Raw genomic sequence first — 15,360 nt, 5'->3', positions numbered from 1 at the left:
CCGGTGGGAGCGCACCCCGCCCCCACCGGCCCGGCCCCGTTCCGACGTCACCCGGTCAGGCGGGCCGCAGCCACACCGTCGCCAGCGGCGGGAGCGTCAGCGTGATGCTGGTGTCCCTGCCGTGCGCCGCCACCGCCTCCGGCTTCAGCGCCTCCTCGTTGCGTACGTCGCTGCCGCCGTACCGCAGCTCGTCCGTGTTGAGGACCTCCACCCAGGCCTCCGGCCCGTCCGGTACCCCGATGCGGTAGTCGTTCCGCACCACCGGGGAGAAGTGGGAGACGGCGATCAGCGGCGATCCGTCCGCGTCGTAGCGCACGAACGCGAAGGCGTTGTCCTCCGCGGCGCCGCCCTCGATCCAGCTGAAGCCCTCGGGAACGGTGTCGCACTGCCAGAGCGCGGGCGTCGCCCCGTACACCGTGTTCAGATCGCTGACCAGCGTCCGTACGCCCCGGTGGTCGCTCTCCGCCGCGTACGACGGGTCGAGCAGCCACCAGTCCGGGCCGTGCCCCTCCGACCACTCCGCGCCCTGCGCGAACTCCTGCCCCATGAAGAGGAGCTGCTTGCCGGGGTGGGCCCACATGAAGCCGAGATAAGCGCGGTGGTTGGCGCGCTGCTGCCACCAGTCGCCGGGCATCTTGCTGACGAGCGACCGCTTGCCGTGCACGACCTCGTCGTGCGAGATCGGCAGGACGTAGTTCTCGCTGTACGCGTACACCATCGAGAAGGTCATCTCGTTGTGGTGGTACTTGCGGTGCACCGGCTCCTTCGACACGTACTCCAGCGAGTCGTGCATCCAGCCCATGTTCCACTTCAGCCCGAAGCCGAGGCCGCCGAATCCGCCGGGGCCCACATGATGGGTGGCGCGGGTGACGCCGTCCCAGGCGGTGGACTCCTCCGCGATCGTCACGACGCCGGGGTTGCGGCGGTAGACCGTCGCGTTCATCTCCTGGAGGAAGGCGACGGCGTCCGGGTTCTCCCGGCCGCCGTGCTCGTTCGGGGACCACTCCCCGTCCTCGCGCGAGTAGTCGAGGTAGAGCATCGAGGCGACCGCGTCGACCCGCAGCCCGTCGATGTGGAACTCCTCGCACCAGTACGTGGCGTTGGAGACGAGGAAGTTGCGCACCTCGGTGCGGCCGTAGTCGAATTCGAGCGTGCCCCAGTCCGGGTGGGCGGCCCGCTGCGGGTCCGAGTGCTCGTACAGCGGGCGGCCGTCGAACTCGGCGAGCGCCCAGTCGTCACGCGGGAAGTGCGCGGGGACCCAGTCGACGATGACGCCGATCCCGGCCCCGTGCAGCGCGTCGACGAGGAAGCGGAAGTCGTCGGGCGAGCCCATCCGGGACGTCGGGGCGTAGAAACCGGTGACCTGATAGCCCCAGGAGCCGCCGAAGGGGTGCTCGGAGACCGGCATCAGCTCCACGTGGGTGAAGCCCAGATCGCGTACGTATGCGGGGAGTTGCTCGGCAAGCTGACGGTAGGTGAGACCGGGCCGCCAGGACGGCAGGTGCACCTCGTAGACCGAGAGCGGTGCCTCGTGCACGGGTACGTCCCCGCGGTGGGCCATCCACTCCTGGTCCTGCCACACGTGGTGCGCTGCCGTCACGACCGAGGCGTTGGACGGCGGGACCTCGGCATGGCGGGCCATCGGGTCGGCGCGCAGCGTGTGCGAGCCGTCCGGGCGGCAGATGTCGAACTTGTACAGCGCCCCCTCCCCGATCGCCGGCAGGAACAGCTCCCACACCCCGGTGGAGCCGAGCGAACGCATCGGGAAGCCGGTGCCGTCCCAGTAGTTGAAGTCCCCGCTGACCCGCACCCCGCGGGCGTTGGGCGCCCACACCGTGAACCGGGTGCCGGTGACGCCCTGGTGTTCCATGGTCCGGGCACCGAGCGCGGTCCACAGCTCCTCGTGCCGGCCCTCGCCGATCAGATGCAGATCGAGATCGCCGAGCGCGGGCAGGAAGCGGTACGGGTCGTGGATCTCGATCTCGTTGTCGTCGTACGCCACCAGGAGCCGGTACTCGGGGACCGCGGGCATCGGCAGGAGCCCGGAGAAGAACCCGTCGCCGTCGTCGAGCAGCTGGGCCCGCAGCCCCTTGGCGAGCACGGTGACCGAGCGGGCGAACGGGCGCAGCACCCGGAAGGTGACTCCGCCGCGGATCTGGTGGGCGCCGAGCAGCTCGTGCGGGGCGTGGTGCTCACCCGCCAGGAGCCGTGCCCGGTCCCCGTCGTCGAGCACCTGGGCCGGGCGGACTCCCTGCCCGCCCGCGCGGCGGGGACGAGGCGGGGCCGCTGCCCGCTTCGCCCGCTTGACCGGCGGGGCTGCGGCCCCGGCGGGCGGTGCGTCAGCCTCCACCGGTGCGAGGGTCCCGGTGGCCGGGCCGGCGGCGGCGTCCGCGTGCTCGGCGGGGGCCGCGGACAGGGGGGCCACGGAAGGGGGGGCGTCGGTGGTGGGCTGGGCGGGATCGGACGCGTTGCGGGACGGCTTGCGGGCGGTCACAGGGACAGCCTCCTCGGAGGGTGTGGATGGGGGGGCGGGCGGAAGGGGGGCCCGGCGGGCCGGACGCGGTACGGGAGGGCCTTGCCGCGTCAGTCGGCGTCGGCCGCCAGGCGGTGGATCGCGGCCATCGGGACCGGAAGCCAGTCGGGCCGGTGGCGGGCCTCGTACAGCACCTCGTAGACCGCCTTGTCGGTCTCGTGGGCGCGCAGCAGCTCCGGCTCGTCGCGGGGGTCGACGCCCGCGGCCTGCGCGTAGCCGTCGCAGTAGGCGGTCCGGCAGCGCGCCGCCCATGCGGCGTTCCAGGGCCGGTGCGAGCGGGCGGCGTAGTCGAAGGAGCGGAGCATTCCGGCGATGTCGCGCACCGGCGGCTGGGGGCTGCGGCGCTCCGGGAGCGGGCGGGCCGGTTCGCCCTCGAAGTCGATCAGTGACCAGAAACCGTCGGTCCCGCGCAGCGTCTGGCCGAGGTGGAGATCGCCGTGCACCCGTTGGGCGGCCCAGCCGTGGCCCCGGTGGCCCAGTGCGGTCACGGCGTCGAAGGCGGCTCGCAGCCCGGGTACGTACGGGACCAGTTCGGGCACCGCGTGGGCGGCCGCCTCCAGCCGTCGCACCATGGCGGCGGCCAGCTGATCGGTCTGGGAGCGTTGCAGCGACGGCGTGGGCAGGGCGGCGGCGAGCGCGGTGTGCACCTCGGCGGTGGCCCGGCCCAGGGCGTGGGCCTCGCGCGTGAAGTCGTCGCCCGCCGCCAGTGCGTGCAGGGCGAGCTGCCAGCCGTCCTGGGCGCCGGGCAGGAAGGGCTGGAGCACCCCGAGCGTGAGACGTTCCGGCGCGGCGGCCTCGAACCAGGCGACCGGTGCGGGGACGCGTCCGCATCCTTCACGGGCGAGCGCGAGGGGCAGTTCCAGATCGGGGTTGGTGCCGGGGAACACCCGGCGGAAGATCTTGAGGATGTAGGAGTCGCCGTACACGAGCGAGGAGTTGGACTGCTCGGTGTCCAGCACCCGGGGGGTCAGCCCGGCGGGGATCGGCTCCGCTCCCCGGTCGAAGCGCAGGCAGCCGAGCCCGCCGGGGGTGCGCAGCCGCTCCAGCAGCAGGGAGGCGAGGCGCGGGTCGTGCAGGCCGTCGTAGACGGTGCGGCCGGCCAGCGGCCCGTCCGGCACGTGCCCGATGAGGGCGGGTGCCAGCCGCTGAGGCAGCGTGGACCGCACGCCGAGCAGCAACTGGTAGCAGTCCGGAGGAGGCTGGGCCGGCATTGTGGGCTGATGTGCCCTCACCAGGAGGTGGAGGAGCCCGGGACCGGTTTCGGCCGCGCCGGGATCCACCGGCAGTATCTCGGTCGCCGAGACGAGTGAGAAGGCGGTGATGGGCCGCCCCTTGCCCGCGAACCACCGCTGCCGGGGCAGCCATTCATGCAGCAGCGGTCCGAGAGACGGGAGCAGGGCTGTGCTGTTCGCCAGGGTGACCTGAGCGGATGCAGCCTCCGACATGGCATCGCGTCCTTTCCCCGGGCACACCACAGGATGCGAAGAGTGTCCCGGATTGCGGCTTTGGCTGTCCGGCTGTGCGGGACGTGTCGGGTCAGGATGGTCCGTACGGACTCGACTCGGAGTGATCGAAACGCCAGGAAGATCCAAGAAGGCTACGGAAGTGCTCGATATGGGGGGAAGAGTGCCCCGTGCGGGGCGGTAGAAACCGCCCCGCAGGTGCCGGCCGGTCTCAGCTCGGCGGTGCGTCCTTCCGCAGCCGGAACCAGTAGAAGCCGTGTCCCGCGAGAGTCAGCAGGTAGGGCCACTGACCGATGGCGGGGAAGCGCACCCCGCCGATCAGCTCCACCGGATGACGCCCGTTGAAGGACCTCAGATCGAGCTCCGTCGGCTGCGCGAACCGCGAGAAGTTGTGCACGCACAGCACGAGATCGTCCCCGTGCTCACGGGTGAAGGCGAGCACGGCGGGGTTGGAGGAGGGCAGTTCGTTGTACGAGCCGAGCCCGAACGCCGGGTTCTGCTTGCGGATCTCGATCATCCGCCGCGTCCAGTGCAGCAGCGACGACGGCGAGGCCATCGCCGCCTCGACGTTGGTGACCTGGTAGCCGTAGACCGGATCCATGATCGTGGGGAGGTAGAGCCGCCCCGGATCGCTGGAGGAGAAGCCGGCGTTGCGGTCGGGCGTCCACTGCATCGGGGTGCGTACGGCGTCCCGGTCGCCCAGCCAGATGTTGTCGCCCATCCCGATCTCGTCCCCGTAGTAGAGGATCGGGGAGCCGGGCAGGGACAGCAGCAGGGCGGTGAACAGCTCGATCTGGTTGCGGTCGTTGTCCAGCAGGGGCGCGAGGCGGCGGCGGATCCCGATGTTGGCCCGCATCCGCGGATCCTTGGCGTACTCCGCGTACATGTAGTCGCGCTCTTCGTCCGTGACCATTTCGAGCGTCAGCTCGTCGTGGTTGCGCAGGAAGATGCCCCACTGGCAGCTCGACGGGATCGCCGGGGTCTTGGCCAGGATTTCCGAGACCGGGTAGCGGCTCTCGCGCCGTACGGCCATGAAGATCCGCGGCATCACCGGGAAGTGGAACGCCATGTGGCACTCATCGCCGCCGGCCTGGTAGTCGCCGAAGTAGTCGACGACGTCCTCGGGCCACTGGTTGGCCTCGGCGAGCAGCACGGTGTCCGGGTAGTTGGCGTCGATCTCCTTGCGGACCCGCTTGAGGAAGCCGTGGGTCTCGGGGAGGTTCTCGCAGTTGGTGCCCTCGCGCTGGTAGAGGTAGGGCACGGCGTCGACCCGGAAGCCGTCGATGCCGAGGTCCAGCCAGAAGCGCAGCGCGGAGATGATCTCCTCCTGCACCGCCGGGTTCTCGTAGTTGAGGTCGGGCTGGTGCGAGAAGAACCGGTGCCAGTAGTACTGCTTGCGCACCGGGTCGAAGGTCCAGTTGGACGTCTCGGTGTCGACGAAGATGATCCGGGCGTCCGGGAACTGCTTGTCGTCGTCGGCCCAGACGTAGTAGTCGCCGTACGGACCGTCGGGGTCGGTGCGGGACTGCTGGAACCAGTCGTGCTGGTCGCTGGTGTGATTCATGACGAAGTCGATGATCACGCGCATGCCGCGCTGGTGCGCGGCGTCGACGAACTCGACGAAGTCGGCGAGGTCGCCGAACTCCGGCAGCACGGCGGTGTAGTCGGAGACGTCGTAACCGCCGTCGCGCAGCGGCGACTTGAAGAACGGCGGCAGCCAGAGGCAGTCGACGCCCAGCCACTGCAGATAGTCCAGCTTGGCGGTGATGCCCTTCAGGTCTCCGATGCCGTCGCCGTTGGAGTCCTGGAAGGACCGGACGAGGACCTCGTAGAAGACAGCACGCTTGAACCAGTCGGGATCGCGGTCCTTGGCCGGGGTGTCCTCGAAAAGGTCGTGGACGGGCTCATTGACGATCATGGTGTGGGTGACCCTCCGGTCGGCGGGGACGGTCGCAGGACGGCGATGTGCGCGGGCGTGACGCCCGGCTCCAGACGCACATAGAAGGTCCTGCCCCAGTGATAGGAAGTGCCGGTGAGCTCGTCGCGCACCGGCACGCTCTCGTGCCGTTCGAGGCCGAGTTGCGGCATGTCCAACGAGACGGTCGCCTCCTGGGTGTGGTGCGGGTCGAGGTTGACGACCGTCAGAACGATGTTCGAACCGGAGCGCTTGCTGTACACGAGCAGGGCGTCGTTGTCGGACGCGTGGAAGTGCACGTCACGCAGCTGCTGCAACGCCGGATGACGGCGCCGGATCCGGTTGAGTGCGGTGATGAGCGGGGCCAGCGACCGGCCCTCGCGCTCGGCGGCTTCCCAGTCCCTGGGACGGATCTCGTACTTCTCCGAGTCGAGGTACTCCTCACTGCCGTTGCGGACCGGGGTGTTCTCGCACAGCTCGTACCCCGCGTACACCCCCCAGGACGGGGAGAGGGTCGCCGCGAGCACCGCCCGTGCCTCGAAGGCCGGCCTGCCGCCCTCCTGGAGATGGCCGGGAAGGATATCGGGGGTGTTCACGAAGAAGTTGGGCCTCATGACGGAGGCCGATTCGCCGGACAGCTCGGTCACGTACTCCGTGATTTCCTGCCGGGTGTTGCGCCAGGTGAAGTAGGTGTACGACTGCTGGAATCCGATGGCGGCAAGGGTGCGCATCATCGCCGGGCGCGTGAATGCCTCCGCCAGGAAGATCACATCGGGGTCGGTGCGGTTGATGTCGGCGATCACCTTCTCCCAGAAGATCACCGGCTTCGTGTGCGGATTGTCGACCCGGAAGATGCGTACCCCGTGATCCATCCAGAAACGCAGGATGCGTACGGTCTCCGTGACGATCCCCCGGAGATCCTTGTCGAAGGCGATCGGATAGATGTCCTGGTATTTCTTCGGCGGATTCTCCGCGTAGGCGATGGTGCCGTCCGCGCGGTGGTGGAACCACTCGGGGTGTTTCTCCACCCACGGATGGTCGGGCGAGCACTGGAGGGCGAAGTCCAGTGCGATCTCCATGCGCAGGGTACGGGCCGTATCGACGAAGTGATCGAAGTCCTCCAGGGTGCCGAGATCCGGGTGGACCGCGTCATGGCCCCCCTCGGCGGAACCGATCGCCCACGGCACACCCACGTCGTGCGGCGCGGGAGAGAGGGAGTTGTTGGGGCCCTTGCGGTGGGTGGTGCCGATGGGGTGGATGGGCGGGAGGTAGACCACGTCGAACCCCATGGCGGCGACCGCGGGCAGCCGTTCGGCCGCCGTGCGGAACGTGCCGCTGATGATCCGGGGCGGCTTCGGGGCGGCTGCCCCCTTGACCGTACGACCCTTGCGGGGCCCCTTGGCCGGTTCGACCCTCGCCCCCTCGGAGCGGGGGAACAGCTCGTACCAGGAGCCGAACAGCGCGCGCCGGCGCTCGACGACGAGAGGGTGCGGGCGTGACGCGGTGACCAGCTCACGCAGGGGGTGACGGGCCAGCGCGGCGGACGCCTCGGGGGCGAGGGCCGCGGCCAGCCGGGCAGCGGCCGGCCGGGACTCGTCGCGCAGGGCGTCGACCGCGGCCAGCACCGACTCGCGTCCGTCCCGCTTCGGTACGCCCTCGGCGGCCCGCTCGAACAGCTCGGCGCCCTCCGCCAGGACGAGTGCGGTGTCGATCCCCGCCGGGATCTTGATCTGCGCCGCGTGCCGCCAGGTGGTGACCGGGTCGCTCCAGGCCTCGACCGTGTACGTCCAGCGACCCTCCACCTCAGGAGTCACCTCGGCGCCCCAGCGGTCGGTGCCCGGAGCGAGCTCGCGCATCGGCGTGAAGGGGCCGGGGCGCCCGCTCGGGTCCCGCAGCACGACATCGGCCGCGACCGCGTCATGACCTTCGCGGAAGACGGTCGCGGTGACCTGGAAGGTTTCTCCGGCGACGGCCTTGGCGGGCCTTCTGCCGCAGTCGACGAGCGGCTGGACATCGAGGACGGGAATGCGACCGATCATGAAATCACCTGGGGACTGGAGCTCGGACTCGACAGGGCGCGAAAGGGGCGCGGAGGGCTGGATGCGCGCGCCGCGATGGTGGGGTTCGGTCCTTTCTAGCTGCTCCGTCGATGACTGATGGGGTGTGGGCATGGCCGCTCCTGTCCGCGTTCACTCGAATGGCACTCGAATGGATGAGGCGGGTGGTCCGGTGCGCCGGTGTGGACCGAATGCGTACGGCGTCCGTACCGATTGCATACGAACCAAGTGCGGATCGCCGGTGGACGGGGGATGAATCGTGCGCGGGGCTGTTACGGATCGCTTTCGGCTCTCATCCGAATGCATGTATCCGGGTACCGGAGAAGCCTTCCCACGGATCTCGGTGGGCCAATCCGGCGGTGTGTTAACTACTCGGGCGTATCTGTGACAGTCCGAATGCGCCGGGCTCCGCCGCGCGTGCGCGGGATTGGGCGGAACCGGCGCACGCGGGGCGGTACGGGCGCCACAGGGCAGCTTTCCCTGTGACGCGAAGGCCCACAAGGCCGCACGAGGTGAGGGAATCGGCCATAACGCCTGTGACGGATGTGCCTGGATCTGCGGGCGGTGCGGGACGGGACGCGAGAGGCGCCGTATCCGGGGGTGGTGCGGGACGGGGCGCGAGAGGCGCCGGCGGCAGGGGCGGCCGGACCGCCCGGGGTCGCACACCCCGAGCCCGTCGCGCGCCGTGGTTGCGGGATACCGCACACCGCTACCGTCGAGGGTGACGGAGCGGCGCACACAGCGGTGCGTCCCCTCGGATTCGTACGTCCCCTGTAAAGGTGGAATACGTGAAGGCCATTCGTCGATTCACCGTGCGTCCCGTCCTCCCCGATCCCCTTCAACCGCTCAGCGACCTCGCGCGCAACCTGCGCTGGTCCTGGCACACCGAGACCCGTGAGCTCTTCCAGGCCGTCGACCCGGTGGCCGGCCGGACGGCGGAGTGCGACCCCGTGCGCCTGCTCGGTGCCGTGTCCGCCGGACGCCTTGCCGAGCTGGCCCGGGACGAGCAGTTCCTGCACCGTCTGACCGAGGCGTCCGCCGATCTCCGGGAGTACCTGGAGGGCCCCAGGTGGTACCAGGAACAACGTGCCCAGGGCGACGGGCTCCCCGCCGCCATCGCCTACTTCTCGCCCGAGTTCGGAGTGACGGCGGCCCTGCCGCAGTACTCCGGCGGGCTCGGCATCCTCGCCGGAGACCATCTGAAGGCCGCCAGCGACCTGGGCGTTCCGCTCATCGGCGTCGGCCTGCTCTACCGCCACGGCTACTTCCGCCAGAGCCTCTCCCGCGACGGCTGGCAGCAGGAGCGCTATCCCGTCCTCGACCCGAACGAACTCCCGCTCACGCTCGTGCGCGAGCCCGACGGGACACCCAGCCAGGTCGTCCTCGCCCTCCCCGGCGGCCGCTCGCTGCACGCCCAGATCTGGCAGGCCCAGGTGGGCCGGGTGCCGCTGCTCATGCTCGACTCCGACGTCGAGGACAACGCCCCCGTCGAACGCGAGGTCACCGACAGGCTCTACGGCGGCGGCAGCGAACACCGGCTGCTCCAGGAGATGCTGCTGGGCATCGGCGGGGTGCGCGCGGTGCGGACCTACTGCCGCCTCACCGGGCATCCGGACCCCGAGGTCTTCCACACCAACGAGGGGCACGCCGGCTTCCTCGGACTCGAACGGATCCGGGAGCTCTCCGGAACCGGCCTCGACTTCGACTCCGCGGTGGAGTCCGTCCGCGCCGGCACCGTCTTCACGACCCACACCCCGGTCCCGGCCGGCATCGACCGGTTCGACCGCGAACTGGTCGCCCGTCACTTCGGCGACGACGGCGAACTGTCCGGCGTCGCGGCCGACCGCATCCTGCACCTGGGCGACGAGACCTACGTCGGCGGCGATCCGGGCGTCTTCAACATGGCGGTCATGGGGCTCCGGCTCGCCCAGCGCGCCAACGGCGTCTCCACCCTGCACGGCGCCGTCAGCCGGGAGATGTTCGCCGGTCTCTGGCCGGGCTTCGACGCCCCGGAGGTGCCGATCACCTCCGTGACCAACGGGGTCCACGCACCCACCTGGGTCGCGCCCGAGGTCTACCGGCTGCGCACCGAGTCCGGGGGCACCCCCGGCCGGTGGGACTCCGTCGAGCAGATTCCTGACCGGCAGCTCTGGGACCTGCGCCGCACCCTGCGCGAACAACTGGTCACCGAGGTGCGGGAGCGGCTGCACGCCTCCTGGCTCACCCGCGGCGCACAGGCCGCCGAACTCGGCTGGATCGACGGGGTGCTGGACCCCGGCGTGCTCACCATCGGTTTCGCCCGCCGGGTGCCCTCGTACAAGCGGCTGACGCTGATGCTGCGCGACCGGGACCGGCTGCGGAGGCTGCTCCTGCATCCCGAGCGTCCGATCCAGATCGTCGTGGCGGGCAAGGCGCACCCGGCCGACGACAGCGGAAAGCGCCTGGTCCAGGAGCTGGTCCGGTTCGCCGACGACCCCAGGGTGCGCCATCGCATCGTCTTCCTGCCCGACTACGGGATGGCGATGGCCCAGAAGCTCTACCCGGGCTGCGATGTCTGGCTGAACAACCCGCTGCGCCCGCTGGAGGCATGCGGTACGAGCGGGATGAAGGCGGCACTCAACGGCTGCCTCAACCTGTCGGTCCTGGACGGCTGGTGGGACGAGTGGTTCGAGCCGGACTTCGGCTGGGCCATCCCCACGGCCGACGGCTCCGCGCTGGACGAGGACCGGCGCGACGACCTGGAGTCGGGTGCCCTCTACGAGCTGATCGAGGACCGGGTCGCGCCGCGCTTCTACGACCAGGGGGAGGAGGGGCTCCCCGGGCGCTGGATCGAGATGGTCCGCAGCACCCTGGGCACCCTGGGCCCCAAGGTTCTCGCCGACCGGATGGTCCGTGAGTACGTGGAGCGGCTGTACACCCCCGCGGCCCGGGCCCGGCGTTCCCTGGACGACGCCACGGCACGGGAGCTCGCCGGCTGGAAGGCCAGGGTCCGGGTGGCCTGGCCGCGGGTGGCCGTCGACCATGTGGAGGCGGTGACGCCCACCGAGGCCGGCGGCTCGGCCGAGCTGGGCTCCACCCTGGCGCTGCGGGTCAGGATCACCCTCGGGGCGCTGGATCCTGACGATGTGGAGGTGCAGGCGGTAGCCGGTCGCGTCGACTCCGCCGACGGGATCTCGGACGCCCAGGTCTTCCCGCTGAAACCGGCGGGCGGCCAGGACCTGGAGGGCCGCTGGCTGTACGAGGGTCCGCTCGCGCTCGACCGCACCGGTCCGTACGGCTACACCGTGCGGGTGCTGCCGGCCCACCGGCTGCTGGCCTCCGGCGCCGAACTCGGCCTGGTCGCACAGCCGACGGAGTCCACGGGTGAGGGCGCGGGCGTGCTGATGCGCTGACGGTCCGTGTCACCGAGGGCCCGGCCTCCCAAGGGGTGCCGGGCTCTTCGGCTGCCCGGGTGCGGGTCCTTCGCTTCCTGAACACAAGACCTTGACGTGTCCATGGGATGCCTTTAGGTTCCTCACTCATTGCAGCGTTCACAGCTTGACCCAATGTTCACGGACATGAACAAGCCGTGGCCTGGGCCGAGTTGTGGACCTCCTCCGCACCGGAAGGCACCCCCACATGCGCACCGGAACCATCGGGCGCGGCCTCGGCCTCGCCACCGCTCTCGCGGCACTGATCACCGGCCTCTTCATGGCCCAGGCCTCCGCCGGGAGGGCCGCCCCGGACGCCGGCCCGGACGCCGCCCCGGCGGCGGTGCGGGCTGCCGCACCCGCGGCCTTCACTCATCCCGGCGTGCTCGTCAGCCGCCCCCAGCTCGACTTCGTGCGCGGCAAGGTGCAGGCCGGTGCGCAGCCCTGGAAGGGCGCGTACGACCAGATGATGGCGAGCAAGTACGCCTCGCTCAGCCGTACGGCCAAACCCCGCGCCGTCGTGGAGTGCGGCTCGTACTCCAACCCCAACTACGGCTGCACCGACGAGCGTGAGGACGCGATAGCCGCCTACTCTCGCTGGCCTGGTACATCACCCAGGACAGCCGTTACGCCGCCAAGGCCGTCGAGATCATGGACGCCTGGTCGGCCGTGATCCAGGACCACACCAACAGCAACGCCCCCCTCCAGACCGGCTGGGCCGGCTCGTCCTGGCCCCGGGCCGCCGAGATCATCAAGTACACGTACAGCAGCTGGCCGAACGCGGGCCGCTTCGCCACCATGCTGCGCAACGTGTACCTGCCGAAGGTCATCAACGGCTCGAACAGCAACGGCAACTGGGAGCTGAGCATGACGGAGGCCGCGATCGGCATCTCCGTCTTCCTGGAGGACCGCACCTCGTACGACAAGGCAGTCACCAAGTTCCGCGGACGTGTCCCCGCGTACATCTATGTGACCGCGGACGGTTCCCTGCCGAAGGCCGCGCCGGGCAGTGGCCTGGACACCCGCGACAAGATCATCAACTACTGGCAGGGGCAGTCGACGTTCATGGACGGTCTCTCGCAGGAGACCTGCCGCGACCTGACCCACACCGGGTACGGCCTCTCCGCGATCTCGCACATCGCCGAGACCAGCCGGATCCAGGGACAGGACCTCTACCCGGAGATCGCCGACCGGCTGCGCCACGCCCTCGGTCTGCACGCCAAGTACCAGCTGGGGACGGCCGTCCCGTCGTCGCTGTGCGGGGGGAGCCTCAAGGACAGCCTCGGGCCGGTCACCGAGGTCGGCTTCAACGCGCTGCACAACCGGATGGGCATCGCGATGACCAACACCCAGACCCTCACCGAGCAGCAGCGGCCCGCCGGGTCCAACAACCTCTTCGTCGCCTGGGAGACCCTGACCCACGCGGACAACCCCAACTGACCGCACACAGCCGCCCGGGAGGAATGGTCTCCTCCCGGGCGGGGCAGTGCGTCAGATGCGGGTCGTGCGGTGGTGCCGGTTCAGCTGATCAGAAGGTCAGCTTGAAGCTGTTGATCTTGCCGGTGTCGCCCGAGTAGACGTCCTGGACCTTCAGCTTCCAGGTGCCGTTCGCCACCTCGGAGGAGGCGTTGACGGTGTACGTCGCCTGGACGTTGTCGGCCGAGTCGCTCGACGAGGAGTTCTTCAGGCGGTAGGCGGTGCCGTCCGGGGCGACGAGGTCGATGACCAGGTCACCGCGCCAGGTGTGGGTGATGTCCACCCCGACCTTGAGGGTGCTGGGCGCGTTGCCGGTGACACCGGTGACGGCGACCGAGCTGGTGACGGCCGAACCGGCGTCGGGGATGGAGACCGCGGTGGAGCTCTCGAAGACCTTGCCGCCGGGGTCGGTGCCGCCACCGGGGCGCGTACCGACGTTGATGCCGGCCCAGGCGTTGGCGACCGCGGTGTACTCGGCGCTGGTCGTGCCGTACAGCTCACCGGCCACGGCGAGCGTGCCCGTGCGGGCAGCCGCGTAGTTGGTCGTGGAGGTGAACTTGGTGGAGAGCGCCTTGAACCAGATCTGCTCCGCCTTGGCGCGGCCGATGCCGGTCACCGGGAGGCCGTCGGAGGTCGGGGAGTTGTAGGAGACACCGTTGATGGTCTTGGCGCCGCTTCCCTCCGAGAGGAGGTAGAAGAAGTGGTTGGCCGGACCCGACGAGTAGTGCACGTCGACGTTGCCGATGCCCGAGTACCAGGCGTCCTTGGACGCGCCGTCCTTGCTCGGCTTGTCCTGGTAGCGCAGCGGCGTGCCGTCGCCGTTGATGTCGATCTTCTCGCCGATGAGGTAGTCGCCCACATCGGTGGAGTTGTTCGCGTAGAACTCGACGGCGGTGGCGAAGATGTCGCTGGTCGCCTCGTTGAGGCCACCGGACTCACCGCTGTAGATCAGGCCGGCGGTGTTGGAGGTGACACCGTGGCTCATCTCGTGGGCCGCGACGTCCAGCGAGGTGAGCGGCGCGGCGTTGCCGCTGCCGTCGCCGTACGTCATGCAGAAGCAGCTGTCGTCCCAGAAGGCGTTGACGTAGTTGTTGCCGTAGTGGACGCGGGAGTACGCGCCGACGCCGTCGCCCTTGATGCCGGTCCGGCCGTGGACGTTCTTGTAGTAGTCCCAGGTCTCGGCCGCACCGTAGTGGGCGTCCGCCGCCGCGGTCTCCGCGTTCGAGGCGAGTCCGTTGCCCCAGACGTCGTCGGAGCCGGAGAAGAGGGTGCCCGTCCCGGACGTTCCGTGGTTCAGGTTGTACGTCTTGTGGTTGCCACGGGCGGTGTCGGTCAGGTTGTACGACCCCGAGGTGCCGAGGGTGACCTGGCCGCTGTACTCCGTGTTGCCGACGCCGTTCTCGATGGCCTGCCACTCGTAGAGCTTCGCGCCGGAGGAGGCATCGGTGATGACGTGCAGGGCGTTCGGGGTGCCGTCCTCCTGCAGTCCGCCGACCACGGTCTCGAAGGCCAGCTGCGGCGTGCCCGACGCCATCCAGACGACCTTGCGGGGCGCCTTGTCGGCCGCGGTCCTGGACGAGCCGTCCGCCTTGGCCAGGCCGACGGCCTGCTTCTCGGCGGTCGCCGGGGCGATGTCCGCGGTCGTGTCGACGGCCTTGAGCTGCGCCGAGGTCGTCTTGGACGCCTTGGTGACGCTCTCGGTCGCGCCGGCCTTCGACTCCTTGACGACCAGGTCGCCGCCGAGGACGGGGAGCCCGCCGAAGGTGCGCTCGTAACGCGTGTGCGTGGTGCCGTCGTTGTCCTGGATGACGTCCCGGACGACGAGCTTCTCCTGCGAGCCGAGCCCGAGCCCCTTGGCGGTGGCCGCACTGCTCGCGGTGGCCTCGCGGATGAGCTCGGCGCGCTGCGAGGGTGAGAGCTGCTTGGCCAGCGCACCGGGGTTGGGCTGCGAGGCCGACGGGGCGGCCTGCGTGGCACCGCCCGGTGTGGCTGTGGCTGTTCCGGTCTGGACTCCTACGGCGAGGAGGGCTGCTGCGGCTATCAGAGCGCCGGTCGCGGTGGTACGACGGCTGAGCGTGGATCTCACGCGGACTCCTTCTGCGAGGGGGGTACCGGCGGCTGGGTGACCGTCCGGGCAGTGCAGGCAGTGAGCAGAACGGGGTGAAGAGTGTCAGTCGGGAGCGACCCCTGTCAGGACCGCGTCAACAACTTGGCCGGAATTCGTCCGTTGCCGGAATGGTCATGTTCGTTAAGCGGACGTTTCGCCGATCATCACCGCGATGTCGTCCGGGGGCCGTCGGGGCCCGATTTCGAAGAGGGAGCTGCGGTCGGGCGCGAATGCGTCGTGTTCGAAAAGAGTGTGAAGAACCGGGAAGTGACCACCTGGCGAGACGGCTTGCAACTGTGGCTCGTTCCATGCCGTCCCGCGGCTCGTCGGCCCGCTCCGCGCCCCGGCGGGACGGCGGCTCCGCGCACGCGTCGCCAGTGGCCCACGACCGCCCGCTGC

Annotated in this window: 6 protein-coding genes and 1 pseudogene; 2 read left to right on the top strand and 5 right to left on the bottom strand. The window is 70.0% G+C overall.

Going from position 1 to position 15,360, the window contains the following annotated elements:
- Positions 1-55: 55 nt before the first annotated feature.
- The 4 genes from glgB to ACIOEW_RS24060 all read right to left on the bottom strand — a co-directional run bounded on the left by glgB (position 56) and on the right by ACIOEW_RS24060 (position 7,950).
- Entirely contained in the window at positions 56-2,494 is a 2,439-nt protein-coding gene (gene glgB, locus ACIOEW_RS24075; protein WP_401965830.1) for a 1,4-alpha-glucan branching enzyme, read from the bottom strand.
- An 89-nt stretch (positions 2,495-2,583) separates the two neighbouring features.
- Positions 2,584-3,978, bottom strand: a complete 1,395-nt coding sequence (locus ACIOEW_RS24070) for a maltokinase (RefSeq protein WP_401965828.1) — start codon at positions 3,976-3,978, stop codon at positions 2,584-2,586.
- Positions 3,979-4,207: 229 nt separating this feature from the next.
- Entirely contained in the window at positions 4,208-5,914 is a 1,707-nt protein-coding gene (gene treS, locus ACIOEW_RS24065) for a maltose alpha-D-glucosyltransferase (protein ID WP_401965826.1), read from the bottom strand.
- The gene (locus ACIOEW_RS24060; RefSeq protein ID WP_401965823.1) at positions 5,911-7,950 is read right to left on the bottom strand and encodes an alpha-1,4-glucan--maltose-1-phosphate maltosyltransferase; all 2,040 of its coding nucleotides are present in this window, start codon (positions 7,948-7,950) and stop codon (positions 5,911-5,913) included. Before ACIOEW_RS24060 ends, treS begins: the two co-directional genes overlap by 4 nt.
- Positions 7,951-8,756: 806 nt before the next feature.
- On the opposite strand from ACIOEW_RS24060, the gene glgP reads away from it, so the two are divergent.
- Complete coding sequence (gene glgP, locus ACIOEW_RS24055; protein WP_401965820.1) at positions 8,757-11,360, top strand: alpha-glucan family phosphorylase; 2,604 nt, start codon at positions 8,757-8,759, stop codon at positions 11,358-11,360.
- A gap of 226 nt (positions 11,361-11,586) precedes the next feature.
- Positions 11,587-12,818: pseudogene (locus ACIOEW_RS24050) on the top strand (alginate lyase family protein).
- Between the two features lie 88 nt (positions 12,819-12,906).
- Here ACIOEW_RS24050 and ACIOEW_RS24045 read toward each other — a convergent pair.
- Positions 12,907-14,940, bottom strand: coding sequence for a M4 family metallopeptidase (locus ACIOEW_RS24045; RefSeq protein WP_401965819.1), 2,034 nt, complete (start codon positions 14,938-14,940; stop codon positions 12,907-12,909).
- Positions 14,941-15,360 lie beyond the last annotated feature (420 nt).

It is taken from the genome of Streptomyces sp. NPDC087901 (assembly GCF_044742205.1).
Taxonomy (GTDB): Bacteria; Actinomycetota; Actinomycetes; order Streptomycetales; family Streptomycetaceae; genus Streptomyces.
Note: the sequence above shows the minus strand (reverse complement) of the source record. Positions and strands in the feature narration are given on the sequence as shown.

Bases quoted from the DNA above. Each gene is read 5' to 3' on its own strand.
- ACIOEW_RS24070 (WP_401965828.1), bottom strand. From the start codon at position 3,978: ATGTCGGAGGCTGCATCCGCTCAGGTCACCCTGGCGAACAGCACAGCC.
- treS (WP_401965826.1), bottom strand. From the start codon at position 5,914: ATGATCGTCAATGAGCCCGTCCACGACCTTTTCGAGGACACCCCGGCC.
- ACIOEW_RS24060 (WP_401965823.1), bottom strand. From the start codon at position 7,950: ATGATCGGTCGCATTCCCGTCCTCGATGTCCAGCCGCTCGTCGACTGC.